This is a genomic window from Nonomuraea sp. ZG12 (assembly GCF_052068115.1).
In the GTDB taxonomy this organism is placed as follows: Bacteria; Actinomycetota; Actinomycetes; order Streptosporangiales; family Streptosporangiaceae; genus Nonomuraea.
The window spans coordinates 83,233-99,106 of the sequence record NZ_JBQHCW010000016.1 but is presented as its reverse complement, the minus strand read 5'-3'; the positions used below and the strand labels follow the sequence as shown (position 1 = coordinate 99,106).

13 protein-coding genes are annotated in these 15,874 nt (G+C 69.9%); 8 read left to right on the top strand and 5 right to left on the bottom strand.

Going from position 1 to position 15,874, the window contains the following annotated elements; genetic code table 11:
• The first annotated feature begins 14 nt into the window (after positions 1-14).
• The gene (locus ACTMTF_RS33235; protein ID WP_441114225.1) at positions 15-914 is read left to right on the top strand and encodes an alpha/beta fold hydrolase; all 900 of its coding nucleotides are present in this window, start codon (positions 15-17) and stop codon (positions 912-914) included.
• 23 nt (positions 915-937) lie between these two features.
• Here ACTMTF_RS33235 and ACTMTF_RS33230 read toward each other — a convergent pair whose 3' ends face one another.
• Positions 938-1,528 (bottom strand): TetR/AcrR family transcriptional regulator, encoded by a 591-nt coding sequence (locus ACTMTF_RS33230; RefSeq protein ID WP_397015782.1) that lies wholly within the window; start codon positions 1,526-1,528, stop codon positions 938-940.
• A gap of 64 nt (positions 1,529-1,592) precedes the next feature.
• Here ACTMTF_RS33230 and ACTMTF_RS33225 point away from each other — a divergent pair, with 64 nt between their 5' ends.
• On the top strand, positions 1,593-2,873 hold the full coding sequence (locus ACTMTF_RS33225; protein ID WP_397015780.1) for a cytochrome P450: 1,281 nt from the start codon (positions 1,593-1,595) through the stop codon (positions 2,871-2,873).
• On the opposite strand, the gene ACTMTF_RS33220 is transcribed toward ACTMTF_RS33225, so the two are convergent.
• Positions 2,836-3,006 (bottom strand): DUF3073 family protein, encoded by a 171-nt coding sequence (locus ACTMTF_RS33220; RefSeq protein ID WP_397015778.1) that lies wholly within the window; start codon positions 3,004-3,006, stop codon positions 2,836-2,838. The genes ACTMTF_RS33225 and ACTMTF_RS33220 overlap by 38 nt on opposite strands.
• Positions 3,007-3,092: 86 nt before the next feature.
• Here ACTMTF_RS33220 and ACTMTF_RS33215 point away from each other — a divergent pair, with 86 nt between their 5' ends.
• Together ACTMTF_RS33215 and ACTMTF_RS33210 are read left to right on the top strand one after the other, a co-directional pair.
• The gene (locus ACTMTF_RS33215) at positions 3,093-3,425 is read left to right on the top strand and encodes an ArsR/SmtB family transcription factor (RefSeq protein ID WP_397015776.1); all 333 of its coding nucleotides are present in this window, start codon (positions 3,093-3,095) and stop codon (positions 3,423-3,425) included.
• Positions 3,426-3,469: 44 nt separating this feature from the next.
• Complete coding sequence (locus ACTMTF_RS33210; protein ID WP_441114224.1) at positions 3,470-4,348, top strand: 1,4-dihydroxy-2-naphthoyl-CoA synthase; 879 nt, start codon at positions 3,470-3,472, stop codon at positions 4,346-4,348.
• On the opposite strand, the gene ACTMTF_RS33205 is transcribed toward ACTMTF_RS33210, so the two are convergent.
• Positions 4,345-5,793: an ATP-binding protein gene (locus ACTMTF_RS33205; RefSeq protein ID WP_441114223.1), complete on the bottom strand. Its 1,449-nt coding sequence runs from the start codon at positions 5,791-5,793 to the stop codon at positions 4,345-4,347. The two genes, ACTMTF_RS33210 and ACTMTF_RS33205, sit on opposite strands and share 4 nt — an antisense overlap.
• Before the next feature lie 117 nt (positions 5,794-5,910).
• On the opposite strand from ACTMTF_RS33205, the gene ACTMTF_RS33200 reads away from it, so the two are divergent.
• A complete protein-coding gene (locus ACTMTF_RS33200; RefSeq protein WP_441114222.1) occupies positions 5,911-6,828 on the top strand; it encodes an aminoglycoside phosphotransferase family protein in 918 nt (305 codons plus the stop codon).
• 16 nt (positions 6,829-6,844) lie between these two features.
• Here the strand turns inward: ACTMTF_RS33200 and ACTMTF_RS33195 are convergent, their stop codons facing one another.
• Complete coding sequence (locus tag ACTMTF_RS33195) at positions 6,845-7,771, bottom strand: NADP-dependent oxidoreductase (RefSeq protein WP_441114221.1); 927 nt, start codon at positions 7,769-7,771, stop codon at positions 6,845-6,847.
• 130 nt (positions 7,772-7,901) lie between these two features.
• On the opposite strand from ACTMTF_RS33195, the gene ACTMTF_RS33190 reads away from it, so the two are divergent.
• From ACTMTF_RS33190 to ACTMTF_RS33180, 3 genes are read left to right on the top strand one after another with little or no spacing between them, the layout of a single operon-like run.
• Positions 7,902-8,456 carry a hypothetical protein gene (locus ACTMTF_RS33190; protein WP_441114220.1) on the top strand — a complete coding sequence of 185 codons (555 nt, stop codon included), beginning with the start codon at positions 7,902-7,904 and terminating at the stop codon, positions 8,454-8,456.
• Positions 8,456-10,552, top strand: coding sequence for a flotillin family protein (locus ACTMTF_RS33185; RefSeq protein ID WP_441114219.1), 2,097 nt, complete (start codon positions 8,456-8,458; stop codon positions 10,550-10,552). The genes ACTMTF_RS33190 and ACTMTF_RS33185 overlap by 1 nt, the downstream gene beginning before the upstream one ends.
• A 4-nt stretch (positions 10,553-10,556) precedes the next feature.
• Entirely contained in the window at positions 10,557-15,395 is a 4,839-nt protein-coding gene (locus tag ACTMTF_RS33180; RefSeq protein WP_441114218.1) for a DNA repair ATPase, read from the top strand.
• On the opposite strand, the gene ACTMTF_RS33175 is transcribed toward ACTMTF_RS33180, so the two are convergent.
• On the bottom strand, positions 15,390-15,833 hold the full coding sequence (locus tag ACTMTF_RS33175) for a MarR family winged helix-turn-helix transcriptional regulator (RefSeq protein ID WP_397015754.1): 444 nt from the start codon (positions 15,831-15,833) through the stop codon (positions 15,390-15,392). The genes ACTMTF_RS33180 and ACTMTF_RS33175 overlap by 6 nt on opposite strands.
• Positions 15,834-15,874 lie beyond the last annotated feature (41 nt).

Sequence of the window (15,874 nt, the reverse complement as noted above, 5' to 3'; positions counted from 1 at the left end):
GGCAGGCTGTGGGCATGCAAACGAAACTGATCGACATCGACGGCGTGGAGCTCTACACCGAGGAGTTCGGCGACCCCGCCCACCCGCCGGTCCTGCTGGTGGCCGGCTCGATGTCCCAGGGCATCATGTGGCCGGACGAGCTCGTCGGGCGGCTGGTCGCGGGCGGTCGCCGGGTGATCCGCTACGACCACCGCGACACCGGCAGGTCGGGCACCGTGGACTTCGACGCGAACCCGTACAGCTGGCTGGATCTCAAGGACGACGTGCTGCGCGTGATGGACGCGTACGGGCTGACGGGCGTGCATCTGGTCGGCCATTCGGCGGGCGGGCTGATCAGCCAGATCGTGGCCGTGGAGCGGCCGGCGCGGGTTCTGACGCTCACCCTGGTCGGCGCGTCGCCGCTGGGGATGGGCGAGGGTGAGGTGATCATGCGGGCGCTGATGGGCGAGCCGCAGCCGGAGGGGAGCCTGCCGCCGCCCACGCCGGAGTTCGTGGCCTGCTTCACCGAGCTGATCACGGGCACGCCGCCGACGACCAGGGGTGAGGAGATCGACCGGATGATCGCCGAGGCCCGGGTGCTGAACGGCACCGCGCTGCCGTTCGACGAGGACGCCGAACGGCGGCTGGCCGAGCGGGTGCACGAGCGGGCCAGGGACCTCTCCGCGCTGGTGAACCACCGCCGGGCCGGGACGGAGAACCCGGGATTCGAGCCGGTAGGGGTCCTCGGCCAGGTGAAGGCGCCGACGCTGGTCATCGAGGGCACGCACGAGCCGGCCAAGCCGGGGCACGGCGCGATCATCGCCGAGCGGATCCCGGGGGCGCGGCTGCTGATGGTCCAGGACATGGGCCACCTGATCGCGCCGCAGGTGGTGGAGGAGTTGGCCGGGGTACTGCTCGCGCACACGGCGCGTTAGCCGCTGACCAGCGACACAGCGCGTCAGCCGCTGATCAGCGACAGGGCGGCGAGCGCCTCCACGACCTGGTGGGCGTCGGGGGTGCTCGCCGGGTCGAGGAACCACTGGATCATCAGGCCGTCGGAGATCGCGATCAGCACGGAGACCAGCACCTCGGGCGCGACGGGCAGCTGGACGCCGAACTCGGCGGCGGCCCGGTGGAGCATGCCCACGCCCGCCTGACGGCTCTTGGCGTAGGCGGCGGCCAGCTTCTCCCGTAGCACGCTCTCGCGCAGGGCGGCGGGATAGCCCTCCATGCAGACGACGAGCTGAGGACGCATCTCCTCGAACACGTCCACGAGCGCGGTCAGGGCGCGTACGAGCAGCTCGCGGGGGGTGCTGACGCCGCCGCTGTCGAAGATGGTCCGCTCGGCCCGCTCGGTCCACGCCTCGAAGCAGTCGGCGATGGCCTCGTGGAGCAGGGCGTCCTTACCGCCGAAGTGGTAGCCGATGGAGGCCAGGTTGGTCCCCGACGCGGCGACCAGGTCGCGCGCCGTGGTGCGGGCGTAACCCTTCTCCTCCAGGCAGACCACCGCTCCTGCCAGGAGTCTCTCGCGGGCCTCTTTTCGTGACACAGGATCCATGCTACAGATGTATACAAGCGTCTATGACGTACGTACATATATTGGAGGTCACGAAATGCTGCCACCCGGTCCCCGACTCCCCGCCCTGGCGCAGATGGCGTGGTTCACCAGAGACCCGGCAGGACTGTTCGAGAGCTGTCATCGCAGGTACGGCCCGGTCTTCACGATGCGTTACCCCGGCTTCCCGCCAGAGGTGTACGTCGCCACGGCGGAGCTGGCCGAGCAGGTCTACCGGACGGACTCCGGCGGCGGGCGGGCCGGCGAGGCCCGGCGGGACTTCCTCGAACCCCTGGTGGGCGCCCACTCGGTGCTGACGCTGGACGGCGACGCCTGGGCGGAGCATCGCAAGTCGCTCACCCCGCCCCTGCGCGCCAGGCAGGTCGCCGGCTACCACGACGAGATCGCGGCCATCGCCGCCGAGAAGATCGCCACCTGGCCGCTCGGCGAGCCGTTCACGCTGCGCGACCGCATGCAGGAGATCACGCTGGAGATCATCATCCGGCTCGTCTTCGGCATCCGCGACGCCGGGCGCATCGACCGGCTGCGGACGCTGCTCCCCCCGCTGATCGACGGCGGCGGGGCCATGTCCGTGGCGATGCTGCCGCCCAGGATGCGCGGGCCGATGGCCCGCGTGCCGTTCTCGCCGTACGCGCGCTTCCTCAAGCTGCGCGCCGCCGTCGACGCGCTCCTGTTCGAGGAGATCTCCCGCCGCCGGAAGGAGCCCGAAGGCACCGACGTGCTGAGCAGGCTGCTGCTGACCGGGCTCGGCGACCAGGAGGTGCGCGACGAGCTGATCACGCTGCTGATCGCCGGGCACGAGACCACGGCGACCGGCCTGGCCTGGGCCTTCGAGCGGCTGCTGCGCCTGCCGCAGGTGCTGCGACGGCTGCCGGACGACGAGGCCTATCTCGACGCGGTGGTCAAGGAGGTGCTACGCGTCCGGCCCGTCGTCTACGAGGCGCCCCGGCTGCTCGACGCGCCGCTGCGGCTGGGTGAGTACGAGATCCCGGCCGGATGGTACGCCGGACCGTCGATCCCGCTCGTGCACCACGACGCGGCGGCCTTCCCGTCGCCGGAGGAGTTCCGGCCGGAACGCTTCCTCGACGGGCCGCAGAGCAGAGCCTGGATGCCGTTCGGCGGCGGCCGTCGCTTCTGCGTCGGCGCGCAGCTGGCACTGCTGGAGATGCGGGTCATCATCCGCGAAGTGCTGCACCGCCTGGAGCTCACGGCACCGGATCCGGCGCCCGAGGCCAGGCGGCTCGCGAACGTCACCTTCGCTCCCGCACGACTCACGCGCGTTATTGCGCGCGCTCACTATCCTGCTCGGACGCCGTAGCCGAGCGCATCTCATCCCGATCGTCGTCGGCGCCCAACTCCTTGCGGAGCCGGTCATAGTCGATGTTGTGGTTGGTGTACTTCAGCTGGCGAGCGACCTTCGTCTGCTTCGCCTTGGCTCTTCCTCGGCCCATGGCTACTCCCTAGTCCCCGCTGTCATGCTATCCAACAACGTTACGACTTGAAGAATTATGCAACTGCGCTGGATTAGTCTGGCACTATGCACGTGGAGGTCAACCAGGCCAAGGCCGACTTCTTCCGAACTCTCGGCCACCCCGCTCGCATCCGAGTGTTGGAGCTACTCCAGGAAGGGCCACTGCCCGTCAGGGAGCTCCTGGCCCAGATCGACATCGAGGCATCGAGCCTCTCCCAGCAGCTCGCGGTCCTGCGCAGGGCAGGCATCGTGACCGCCATCCGTGACGGCAGCACCGTGGTCTACACCCTGGCCACCCCAGAGCTCGCCGACCTGCTCGGCACCGCCCGCCGCATCCTGACCGACATGCTCGCCGACCAGGGCCAGCTGCTCGCCGAGCTCCGGGCGGAGGTCACCTAGGCCGCGAAGACGGGCCAGAGCACCCATCGGTTAGGCTCTGGCCCATGGTCTCCGAGCTCTTCGATGTCAAGGCGTGGCAGGTCGTCGACGGTTTCGACTTCGCCGACATCACCTACCACCGGGCGGTCGACCAGGGCACTGTGCGGATCGCGTTCAACCGCCCGGAGGTGCGCAACGCCTTCCGGCCGCAGACCGTGGACGAGCTCTACCGCGCCCTCGACCACGCCCGCCAGACCACCGACGTCGGCTGCGTCCTGCTGACGGGCAACGGCCCGTCGCCCAAGGACGGCGGCTGGGCGTTCTGCTCAGGCGGCGACCAGCGCATCAGGGGCAAGGACGGCTATCAGTACGCCGACGGCACGGCCTCGACCGGCCGCCTGCACATTCTCGAGGTGCAGCGGCTGATCAGGTTCATGCCCAAAATCGTCATCGCCATGGTGCCCGGCTGGGCCGCGGGCGGCGGCCACAGCTTGCACGTTGTGGCGGATCTCACACTCGCCAGCGCCGAGCACGCCCGGTTCAAGCAGACCGACGCCGACGTGGCGAGCTTCGACGGCGGCTTCGGCTCCGCCTACCTGGCCCGCCAGGTAGGGCAGAAGTTCGCCCGCGAGATCTTCTTCCTCGGCGACACCTACTCCGCCGCGGACGCCCACCGGATGGGCATGGTCAACGCGGTCGTGCCGCACGAGGAGCTGGAGACGGTGGCCCTGGAGTGGGGCCGCAAGATCAACGGCAAGTCGCCGACGGCCCAGCGGATGCTGAAGTTCGCCTTCAACATGGTCGACGACGGACTGGTGGGACAGCAGGTGTTCGCCGGTGAGGCGACCCGCCTGGCCTACATGACGGACGAGGCCGCCGAAGGCCGCGACTCGTTCCTGGACAAGCGCGAGCCCGACTGGTCACCGTACCCCTGGCACTACTAGCCGGGCGCCCAGGCACGCAGGACCTCATCCGGTCCCCACACCAGGTCGACCTCACCGGGGTCGAACGTGACACCGGACTGTGAGACGACGACCAGTCCACAGCGTTCGCGCTCGAATCCTGGGATGTGCTCAGCCGAACGGCGCAACGTGTCGAGGTCGCGGCCGTCGAACGCGTGATTGAGCCATTTGACCGATCCGGCGAAATAGATCTGGTCCGCGATCGGGCCTTTGTCCGCCGCCACCAGGTCGACTTCCGGATTGTTGTTCCGGTTCCACCAGCCTCCGACGACTCCGATCTCGGGCCAGGGCAGCTCGCCGGCCACGGCCGCGCGCTCCAGCGCCTCGCGGACCAACGGTTCGACCGCCCGCCCACGCCAACTGCTCCATCGCCGCGTCAAGATCCTCATGCCGGCGTTGGGGCGTCCTCGTCGTGCCTGTTCCTGAATGGCCCGGCCCATGGCGAGGTAGAAGCGCAGGTTGCTGTCCGCGACCCGGTACAACGCCGGCTTCCCCGCCTGGGTCGCCAGCGGGTGATCGACCGCGATGACCTGCTTTTCCTCGGTGAGCTTCCGGAGCAGCGGTGACAGCGATCCGGACGCGATGCTGCCCTGCCTGCCGCCGGCCGCGGCCGCGATGTTGGCATGGGTGCGGTTATCGCCGCCGACCGCTTCCACCACGCGACGCGCCTGGTCCGGTGCGGGGAACTCGGCCAGCAATGCGGACTCCGGCACACCGAACAAGCTTGTCGCCGGATCGTCGCTTTCCCGCAGGAGGAAGTCCCGTGCGCTCAGCCCCTGGGGCCAGCTGCGGATGATGCCCGGCAGCCCGCCGGTGAGCAGGTGCGCGTCGATGCCGTCCGAGCCGTCCAGTCCGAGGGCCTGCGCGGTTTCGGCGGGATTGAGGGGGCCGAGCACCATGTTGTCCGCGCGTCCGTAGAAGGGGCGGTCGTAGGCCGTCAGCCGCTCCATCATGTGCAGATCGCTGCCCAGCAAGATCAAAAAAACCGGACGGGTGGACCACAACCGGTCCCATGCGGTCTGCAACGCTCCTTCGAACAGCGCATCCTGCTCGGCGAGCCACGGCATCTCATCCAGTACCACGATCGCCGGGCTCTCGGGCAGCACAGACGCCAGGGCCCGGAACGCGTCCGGCCAGCCTCCAGTCACTCCGCTGGGCAGGAGTTCCCGCCGTGTCGCCGTAAGTGATGACTCGGCCAGTTCTCCGAGCAGCGAGGCGATCGACTCGACCGGGGACGCTCCCTTGATCGCTGTAAAGAACACGTACGGGACTCCGGCACGGTCGCAGAACTCCTGCACCAAGCGCGACTTACCGACCTGACGACGTCCACGCAAGGCGACCGCGACCCCGGCCCCAGTCTGAGCCATGCGGTCAAGACGCTTGGCGAGAAGACGCAACTCCGCCTCCCTGCCGATGAATCCCGCCACCGTCACCATCCTAGGTAGAAGCATTCTACGTAGATTAATTCTACATAGTCTCTGGCCACTTCGGGTTCGGCGGAAACTCCGTCGCGTTCGGCGGCCACTCTGCTCCAGACTGAATCGATGACGATCGTGGTGCCCCCGGCGCTGACAGCGAACCATGTGAAGCAGGACGGCGAGGCAGGACGGGCCTGGTCGGCGGGATTGCCCGCGCTGGCGGAGCGTTATCTGGGGGAATGGGAGCTGCGGCTCGACGGGGAGCCGAGGCACGGGGTCGTGTCGCTGGTGCTGCCGGTGGTGCGGGCCGACGGCACCCCTGCGGCGCTGAAGCTGCAGCCCGTCACGGACGAGAACGCGACCGAGGGGCCCGGACTGCGCGCCTGGGCCGGAGACGCGTCCGTGCTGCTGCTCGACGAGGACCCCTGCACGGGCGCCCTGCTGCTGGAGCGGCTGGACGCCGCCCGGCCGCTGTCCGCGCTGCCTGACGACATGAAGGCGCTGGAGATCCTCACCGGGCTGCTCGGCCGGCTGGTGGCCGTGCCCGCGCCGGCCGGGATGCCGCGCCGGTTGGGGGACATCGCCCAGGACATGCTCGACGACGTGCCGAAGGCGCTGGCCGCGCTGGGCGACGAGCGCGAGCGTCACTGGCTGCGGGTGTGCGCGGGGGCGGTCGGCGAGCTGGTGTCCGAGCCCGGCGACCGGCTCCTGCACTGGGACCTGCACTACGACAACGTGCTGGCCGGGGAGCGGGAGCCGTGGCTGAGCATCGACCCCAAGCCGCTGGCCGGCGACCCGGGGTTCGACCTCATGCCCGCGCTGGACAACCGGTGGGACGACGTGGTCGCCACCGGGGACGTGCGGCGGGCGGTGCTGCGGCGCTTCGACCTCATGGTCGACCTGCTCGGCCTCGATCGGCAGCGGGCGGCCGGGTGGACCCTGGGCCGGGCGCTGCAGAACTCGCTGTGGAGCATCGAGGACGGCGAGCCGGGCCTCGACGAGATCCAGCTGGCGATCGCCGAGGCGATGACCCACCGCCAGTAGGCAGGGAACGGGCCTCTCAGCCGATCCGGAGGACGATCTTGCCGCTGCCGTGGCGGGCCTCGATCTCTCTGTGCGCGTCCGCCGCCCTGTCCAGCTCGTACGTCCTGCGTACCGGGAACTTGAGCTTCCCGGTGGCGTACAGGTCCGCATAGCGGCCCAGGCGCTCCGCCGTACGGACTCCCTGGGTGGTCCGTACGCCCAGGGCGGCGGCCTTGCCGTGCTCGACCAGCGTCAGGATCCGGTCGGGGTCCTTGACCAGCTCCAGCGAGACCTCCAGCGCGTGCCCGCCCGCGCCGTCGAGCGCGGCGTGCACCCCGTCGGGCGCCAGGGCGCGCACCCGGTCGGCCAGGCCGTCGCCGTACGTCACGGGGGTCGCGCCGAGGTCCCACAGGTAGTCGTGGTTCTCCTCGCGGGCGGTGCCGATCACGGTGGCGCCGCGCATCCTGGCGATCTGGACGGCGGCGGTGCCGACGGAGCCGGCGGCGGCGTGCACAAGCAGCGTGTCGCCCGGCCCCACGGCCAGCCCGTCGAGCGCGATCTCGGCCGTCTGCACGCCGGCGGTCAGCCCGCCCGCCACCTCCCAAGGCAGCCCGGCGGGCCTGTCGGTCACGTCCCCGGCGTCCACCACGATGCACTCGGCGTAACTGTTCAGCACCGAGAAGCCGAGCACCTCCGCCCCCAGCGGCACCCCGGTCACGTCCTCGCCCACCTGGTCCACCACGCCGGCGAACTCGTTGCCGGGAATGCGCGGCAGGCCGCCGGTCAGGCCGGGCGGGGTCCAGCCGCCGCGCACAGCGGCGTCGAAGGGCTGTACGCCCGCCGTCCTGACCTTCACACGCACCTGGCCGGGTCCTGCCTGTGGGGCCGGCAGCTCCATCACCCGCAACACTTCGGGACCGCCGAAGGCGGCGAACGCCGCGGCCCGCATCATCTCTTCGCTCATGCGGCCCAGCCTGCTTCCTCAAGTGCGGTTGAGGTCAGCCGTCTAACCATTCGGGAACTTTCTTCTTTAGTCGCCCTTTATCTAGATATAGTCCGACACGGACAGGCACCGGGGGACGGGGCACCGAGTATTGAGCGAGTTCCTGCACGTCGCGATGAGCTTTCCGACGGTCTTTTTCAGCTTTCCGCTGATCGTGGTCGTCGGATATTGGGCCGTGGTCATCACCGGCCTGTTCGGCCTTGACGGCCCCGACGCGCCGTGGCTCGGATTCGGCGGCGTGCCGGCCGGGGTCACGCTCTCCCTGCTGATCGCGATGGCCTGGCTGCTGAGCCTGATCGGCAGCCGGTTCGTGCCGGGATCCCTGCTCCTCGCCGTACCGGCCGTCGCCCTCGCGGGCGGCTGGCTGGGCACCCGTGCGCTGCTCAGCCCGCTGCGGCGGCTGCTCGCCAAGGAGCGCCTCCCCTCGCGCGGGGACTTCGTCGGCCGGATGTGCGTGATCCGCACCGGGCAGGCGACGCACGACTTCGGCCAGGCCGAGGTCACCGCCGCCGACGGCTCCTCCGCCGTCGTCCAGGTGAGGACGACCGGCCAGGATCACCTCGCGCGCGGCGACAACGCCTTGATCTTCGAATACGACGCAGACGGCGAGTTCTTCTGGGTCATGCCTTACGAAAGTGAGCTCTGATGGGTGTCATCTCCACCGGTTTCGCGATTTTCCTCGCTGTTGTCCTTGTCGTCATCATCGGTCTCCTCGTCGTCATCAGCCGCCTGTTCAGAAAGGTCGAACAGGGAAAGGCGCTGATCATTTCGAAGGTCAACAAGGTGGACGTGACGTTCACCGGCGCCATCGTCCTCCCCGTGGTGCACCGGGCCGAGACCATGGACATCTCGGTGAAGACCATCGAGATCGAGCGGACCGGCCGCGAGGGGCTGATCTGCATGGACAACATCCGGGCCGACATCAAGATCACTTTCTTCGTCCGGGTGAACAAGACCGCTGAAGACGTCATCAAGGTCGCCCAGGCCATCGGCACCGTCCGGGCCAGCGACGAGTCGACGTTGCAAGAGCTGTTCAACGCCAAGTTCTCCGAGGCGCTCAAGACCGCCGGCAAGCAGCTCGACTTCGTGGACCTCTACACCAAGCGGGACGAGTTCCGCGACGAGATCATCCGGCTCATCGGCACCGACCTCAACGGCTACAGCCTGGAGGACGCGGCCATCGACTACCTGGAGCAGACCTCGCTGACGTCGCTCGACAAGAGCAACATCCTCGACGCCCAGGGCATCCGTAAGATCACCGAGCTGACGGCGATCGAGCACGTGCGCACGAACGAGTTCCAGCGCACCGAGGAGAAGGAGATCACCCGCCAGAACGTGGACGCCCGCGAGGCCATCCTGGAGCTGGAGCGGCGTCAGGCCGACGCCGAGGCCAAGCAGAAGCGCGAGATCCAGACCATGCGGGCCCGCGAGGAGGCGGAGATCGCCCGCGTGCAGGCCGAGGAGCGACTGCGGGCGACGGCGGCCAACATCAAGACCGACGAGCAGCTCGGCGTACAGCAGGAGAACCGGGCCCGCGAGGTGGCCGTGGCGGAGAAGAACCGCGAGCGAGTGATCGCGATCGAGTCCGAGCGGATCGAGAAGGACCGCATGCTGGAGGTCATCGCCCGCGAACGGGAGACCGAGCTGTCGCGCATCTCCAAGGACAAGGAGGTCGAGACCGAGAAGCGGTCGATCGCCGAGGTGGTGCGCGAGCGCATCGCGGTGGACAAGACGGTGGCCGAGCAGGAGGAGGCCATCAAGCGGCTGCGCGTGGTCGAGGAGGCCGAGCGCACCCGCCAGGCGGTGATCATCGCTGCCGAGGCCGAGGCGCAGGAGAACCTGGTCAAGGGCATCAAGGCGGCCGAGGCAGCCGAGGCCGCCTCGAAGTTCAAGGCCCGCGAGGAGCTGGTGCTCGCCGAGGCCAGGCAGCAGGCCGCCGAGCTGGACGCCAGGGCGAAGATCCGGCTGGCCGAGGGCGTGCAGGCGGAGACCGCCGCGGCCGGGCTGGCCGAGGCGCAGGTCAGGGAGCGGGGCGCGGAGGCGATCGAGAAGGTCGGCCACGCGGAGGCGATGGCGCTGGGCGAGAAGCTCAAGGCCGAGGCGGAAGGCGCGCGGGCGATGGCCCTGGTGCAGGGCGACCGGCTCAAGGCGCAGGCCGAGGGCGAGCAGGCGATGGCCCTGGCCGCCGCCGCCGCGATCGGCGAGAAGCTCAAGGCCGAGGCCGAGGGTCTGACGGAGAAGGCGGCCGCGATGGCGGCGCTGGACGACGCCAGCCGGGCGCACGAGGAGTACCGCCTGCGGCTGGAGACCGACAAGGAAGTGCGGCTCAAGCAGATCGACGTGTCCCGCCAGGTGGCGGAGGCGCAGGCGAGCGTGCTGGCCGCCGGCCTGGCCAAGGCGAACATCGACATCGTCGGCGGCGACACGATGTTCTTCGACAAGGTGGTGGGCTCGATCACCGCGGGCAAGGTGGTCGACGGGTTCGTCGAGCACTCCGGCGTGGCCAAGTCCCTGACCGCGCCGTACCTGAACGGGTCCGCCAGTCTGATGCAGGACCTGGCCGGCGTGGTCAGCGGGGTCAGCACCGAGGACCTGAAGAACCTCACCGTGTCGGCGCTGCTCATGCGGCTCATCCAGCAGGGCGGACCGGACTCCGGCCCGCTGGGCGAGTTGCTGGACACCGCCCGCCGCCTCGGCGTGGCGGACTCGTCGGTGACGGCGCTGGTCCCCGCGAAGGTCTGACAGCGTGATCGATAACGCTCAGGTCAAGACCACAGGCCTTGAGGCCGGCACGTACGAGGTGCTCAGGAACCGGCTCGGCGCCCAGGCCCGGGAGCTGTCGAAGGCGGCCGAGGCCGTCAACGCGCAGCGCCTGACGGTCTTCGGCGGTGCCGAGCTGCGACTGCTGGGCACCGAGCGGATCCGCACGGAGAACAACTGCGTCCCCCGGGACATCGTCTCCGTGGGCGACGTCATGCTGTTCGGCTACAACGTCTTCATCGGGCTCAAGCCGGAGACCACGGTGGCCGACGTGTTCGCCGTGCACCGCTTCACCCGGGAGGGCGACGCCTTCAGGTTCGACGCCGAGACGCTGCCCGCCCTGGACGACCCGGCCTTCAGGAAGGACTTCTCCGAGCTCTACCGCTACTACAAGGAGACCAGCCTCGCGCAGCTCAGGCGGGTGGAGGGCAAGCTGCTGGCCGTCTTCCAGACGGGCCCGGCCGACATCCGGGTCCTCCGCTGGACGGTCAGCCCCACCGGGGTCATGAAATATCAGGACAGTCGGGGGGAGCGGGACCACGTCTTCCCGTCCTCCCACGACTTCGAGTGGACCCCCAGCAACCGCGACGACCACGTCCTCGGCCGCCACCCGCACATCTCCATCGAGGACGAGGTCTTCGTCGAGACCGTCGGCGGCGACCTCACCATCAAGATCGAGAACAACACCGAGTCCGGTGCGGGCATCTACAGCGAGCCCGTCGCCGAGAAGCTGCAGAGCCTGGCCGACGCCGACGTCGAGTACGCCCGCGTCGGCCCGCTCATCCTCATGCGGATCAGGCCGTACAAGGAGACCGAGTGGCGGCACCTGGTCTTCAACATCCGCACCAAGGCCGTGACCAGGCTCGACGGCATCGGCCAGGCCTGCCGGCGGCTGCCGGAGGATCAGGGGCTGATCTTCCCCGGCGGCTACTACCTGGCCACGGGGGTCAGCAAGACGTTCGACACCGACGTCAGCGACCTGGAGTTCGAGCGGGTGGTCCGCTCCCCCAACGGCGAGGACGTGCTCTACGTCTTCCACGCCAGGGGTGACGGACGCTCGCTGCTGCTGCCGTACAACGTGATCAGGAAGGAGGTGGCCAACCCCATCGTCTGCCACGGCTTCTCGCTGTTCGACGACGGCACGATGGTGGTCTTCCGCGCCACCTCCGAGGAGCCGACGCGGGTGCACCCCATGCAGGTGTGGCAGACGCCGTACGTCTCCGACACCTACGCAGCCGCGCAGCCGACCGGCACCGGGCCGCTGGAGCGCATCGGCAACGCCGAGCTGGTGCGCGGCATCTCCGACTGCCTGTCGGTGTCCCGCATGATCGAGGAGATGGCGCCGTCGGCGGCCACGTTCGAGGCGCTGATCGCCACCTGCACGCGCACCTTCGACAGCTACCACTGGCTCGGCGAGCACGGTCTGCGCGGGCCGCTCGCCGACGTGCGCGCCACCGCCGAGCAGGTGCTCGACGAGTACGAGAGCGTGGCGGAGCTCACCCGCCGGGCCGCCGGCACGCTGGAGGAGGCCGCCGAGGAGGTCACCCAGCTGCTGCGCCGGTCCAAGGGCGAGTCCCCGTCGACCGCCGACGCCTGGGTCACCCTGCTGGCCACCCTGCGCAGGGCCCAGGGCCACCTGGTGACGCTGCGCGAGGTCCGCTACCTCGATCTCGCCCGGCTGGACGGGCTCGCCACCGCCCTGACCGAGGAGGTCACCTCCGCGGGCCGGCGGGCGATAGCGTTCCTGGAACGGCCCGAAGCGTTCACCGGCTACCACGCGGCCGTGGAGGAGCTCGCCGCGCAGGCGTCCGCGATCACCACCGTGGCCGAGGCTGCCCCGGTCAGCGAGCGGCTGACCACGCAGGCGGAGGGGCTCGACGTCGTCACCGAGGTGGTCGGCTCGCTGGACATCGCCGACGCCACCGTACGCACCTCCATCCTCGGCCGCATCGCCGAGGTGCTGGGCGGCGTCAACCGGGCGCGGGCGCTGCTGGACGGGCGCCGGCGCGAGCTGCTCGGTGCCGAGGGCAGGGCCGCGTTCGCGGCCGAGTTCGCGCTGCTCGGCCAGGCCATCACCGGCGCGCTGGCCGTCGCCGACACGCCTGCCAAGTGCGACGAGCAGCTCGGCCGGCTGATGATCCAGGTGGAGAACCTGGAATCCCGCTTCGGCGAATTCGACGACTTCGCCGACCGGCTCAACGCCAAGCGCGACGACGTCTACGAGGCCTTCTCCGCCCGCAAGCAGGCACAGCTCGACGCGCTCGCCCAGCGCGCCGACCGGCTGTTCACCTCCGCCGAACGGACTCTCGGCAGCATCACCAGAAGGCTTTCCACGCTGAGCTCGCTCGACGAGGTCAACACCTACTTCGCCACCGACCCCATGGTGGCCAAGCTCCGATCCGTCTCGGCCGAGCTGCGCGACCTGGGCGACTCCGTACGGGCCGAGGAGCTGGAGGGCAGGGTCAAGGCGGCGCAGCAGGAGGCCGGGCGCGCCCTGCGCGACCGCCTGGACCTGTTCACCGACGACGGGGAGAGCATCCGGCTCGGCCGGCACCGCTTCGCCGTCAACACCCAGCCGATCGACCTGACGCTGGTGCCGCAGCGGAGCCCGGACGGTGACGGCGTGACGATGAACTTCGCCATCACCGGCACCGACTACCGCTCCCCCGCCCCCGCCTCCTTCGCCGACACCCGCCCCTTCTGGGACCAGCTCCTCGTCTCGGAGACCGCCGAGGTCTACCGCGCCGAGCACCTGGCGGCCTCACTCCTGGACACCGCCGTCCCCGGTCCCGACCTGCCCGAGCTGGTACGGCGAGCCGCCCAGGAGCGCTACGACGAGGGTTACGAGCGCGGCGTGCACGACCATGACGCCGCCGCCATCCTGGACACCCTGCTCCGGCTGCGTGAGGGCGCGGGCCTGCTGCGCTACCCGGCGGAGGCGCGGGCCGCCGCCCAGCTGTTCTGGACGTACGGAATGCAGGAGGTTTCACGTAAAACATTCGCCACCCGCGCCGGGTCGCTCGGCCGGGCCAGGACCGTCTTCGGGGCCACGCCCGCGCTCGCGGCGCTGGCCGCGGAGCTCGGCGCGCTGATCGACGCGTTCCTCGGCACCATCGGCCAGCCGCACGCGGGCGGCGTGGCGGCGATCGCCGGGGAGTATCTCGTCGAGGAGCTCGCCGGCAAGCCGGACGGGTTCGTGACCAGCAAGGCCGCGCGAGAGCTGGTGGTGGGGTTCCAGCGGCAGCTGGGGCCGGCCAAGGTCAGGGAGTTCGAGGAGGATCTCAAGGCCGTCGCGCTGCCGGAGCGGGTGCAACTCGCCCAGGCCTGGATCGGCGCCTTCCACCAGGGGCCCGAGCTGCCCGAGGCCATCGCGCTGCAGCTCTGCGACCTGCCCCGGCACGACTCCAGCGCGTCCGTCTCCGCGACCGTGGAGGGGCTGCTGGGCGCGCACCCGCGGATCGCGGACCGGAAGCTGGAGATCCGGCTGGACGAGATCCTGGCCAGGACCAGGCGGTTCGCGGCCGAGCGGGTGCCGGCCTACCGGGCCTACCAGAAGCGGCGCGGCGAGCTCGTCGCGGCCGAGCGGGCCAGGCTGCGGCTGGAGGAGTACAAGCCCAAGGTGATGAGCGCGTTCGTGCGCAACAGGCTGCTGGACGAGGTCTACCTGCCGCTGATCGGCGACAACCTGGCCAAGCAGCTCGGGGCCGCCGGTGACGGGAAGCGGACGGACCAGATGGGGCTGCTGCTGCTCATCTCGCCGCCCGGCTACGGCAAGACGACGCTGATGGAGTACGTGGCCAGCCGCCTGGGGCTGATGTTCGTCAAGGTCAACGGGCCGGCGCTGGGGCACGGGGTGACGTCGCTGGACCCGGCGGAGGCGCCGAACGCCACGGCCCGGCAGGAGGTGGAGAAGATCTCCTTCGCGCTGGAGAGCGGCGGCAACACGCTGCTGTACCTGGACGACATCCAGCACACCTCACCCGAGCTGCTGCAGAAGTTCATCTCGCTGTGTGACGCGCAGCGCCGCATCGAGGGTGTCTGGAACGGCCGCACCCGGACCTACGACCTGCGCGGAAAGAGGTTCGCCGTGTGCATGGCGGGCAACCCGTACACCGAGTCCGGGCAGCGCTTCCGCATCCCGGACATGCTCGCCAACCGTGCCGACGTGTGGAACCTGGGCGACGTGCTGTCGGGCAGGGAGGAGCAGTTCGCGCTGAGTTACGTGGACAACGCCCTCACCTCCAACCCGGTGCTCGCGCCGCTGTCGGCTCGCGACCGGTCCGACGTGGAGCTGCTGGTCCGCCTGGCCAAGGGCGACCAGGCCGTCAGGCCCGACCAGCTCAGCCACCCCTACTCGGGGCCGGAGCTGGAGCAGATCCTGAGCGTGCTGCGCAAGCTGGTGCGGGTGCAGGAGGTGGTCCTGGCCAACAACCGGGCCTACATCGCCTCGGCCGCGCAGTCGGACGCCGCTCGCACCGAGCCGCCGTACCGGCTGCAGGGCTCGTACCGCAACATGAACAAGCTGGCCGAGCGCATCGTCCCCGCGATGAACGAGGCGGAGCTCGAAGCGATGATCGACGATCACTACCTGGGCGAGGCGCAGACCCTCACCACGGACGCCGAGGCGAACCTGCTCAAGCTCGCCGAGCTTCGTGGCCGCCTGACCCCCGTCCAGCAGGCTCGCTGGACGGAGATCAAGGCCGCCTACCTGCGGGACAAGGCGCTGGGCGGCAGCGAGGACGACCCGATGACCAGGGCGGTCGGCGCCCTCGGGCTGCTGGCCGACCAGGTCCGCGAGGTCGGCTCGGCCATCAGGGGGTCATGATCCCTCGGTCAGCTTCGCGGTGGCCGCGCGCTGGACGGCGGTGGCCCGCCTGAGGAAGTCGAGGATCGTCTCCAGCTCCTGGTCGGAGTAGCCGGCGTAGAGCTCGGCGAGCCCGCTGACCAGCGGCTCGAACAGCTCGCCGAAGCCGGTCATCCGCTCGTGGTTGATCTCCACGATGACGCGCCGGCGATCCTTCTCGTGCCGGACCCGCCGTACCAGCCACTTGCTCTCCAGCCGGTCGATCAGGCCGCTGACCGAGGCGGGGGCCAGGCCGGTGTGCCGGGAGAGCTCGCCGGCGGTCAGCGGGCCGAGGCGCTGCAGCAGGTCAAGGGTCTTCTCCTCGCTCGCGCCGAGGCCCATCCGCTCGCCCATGGCGGTGTGGTACATCACGGCCGCGTTGCTGTTGTCCCGCCCGGCCAGGGTCAGCTCATCCAGCAATGTCTTTCGGTGATCCGAAATATCTCTGGACACGAGCGTTC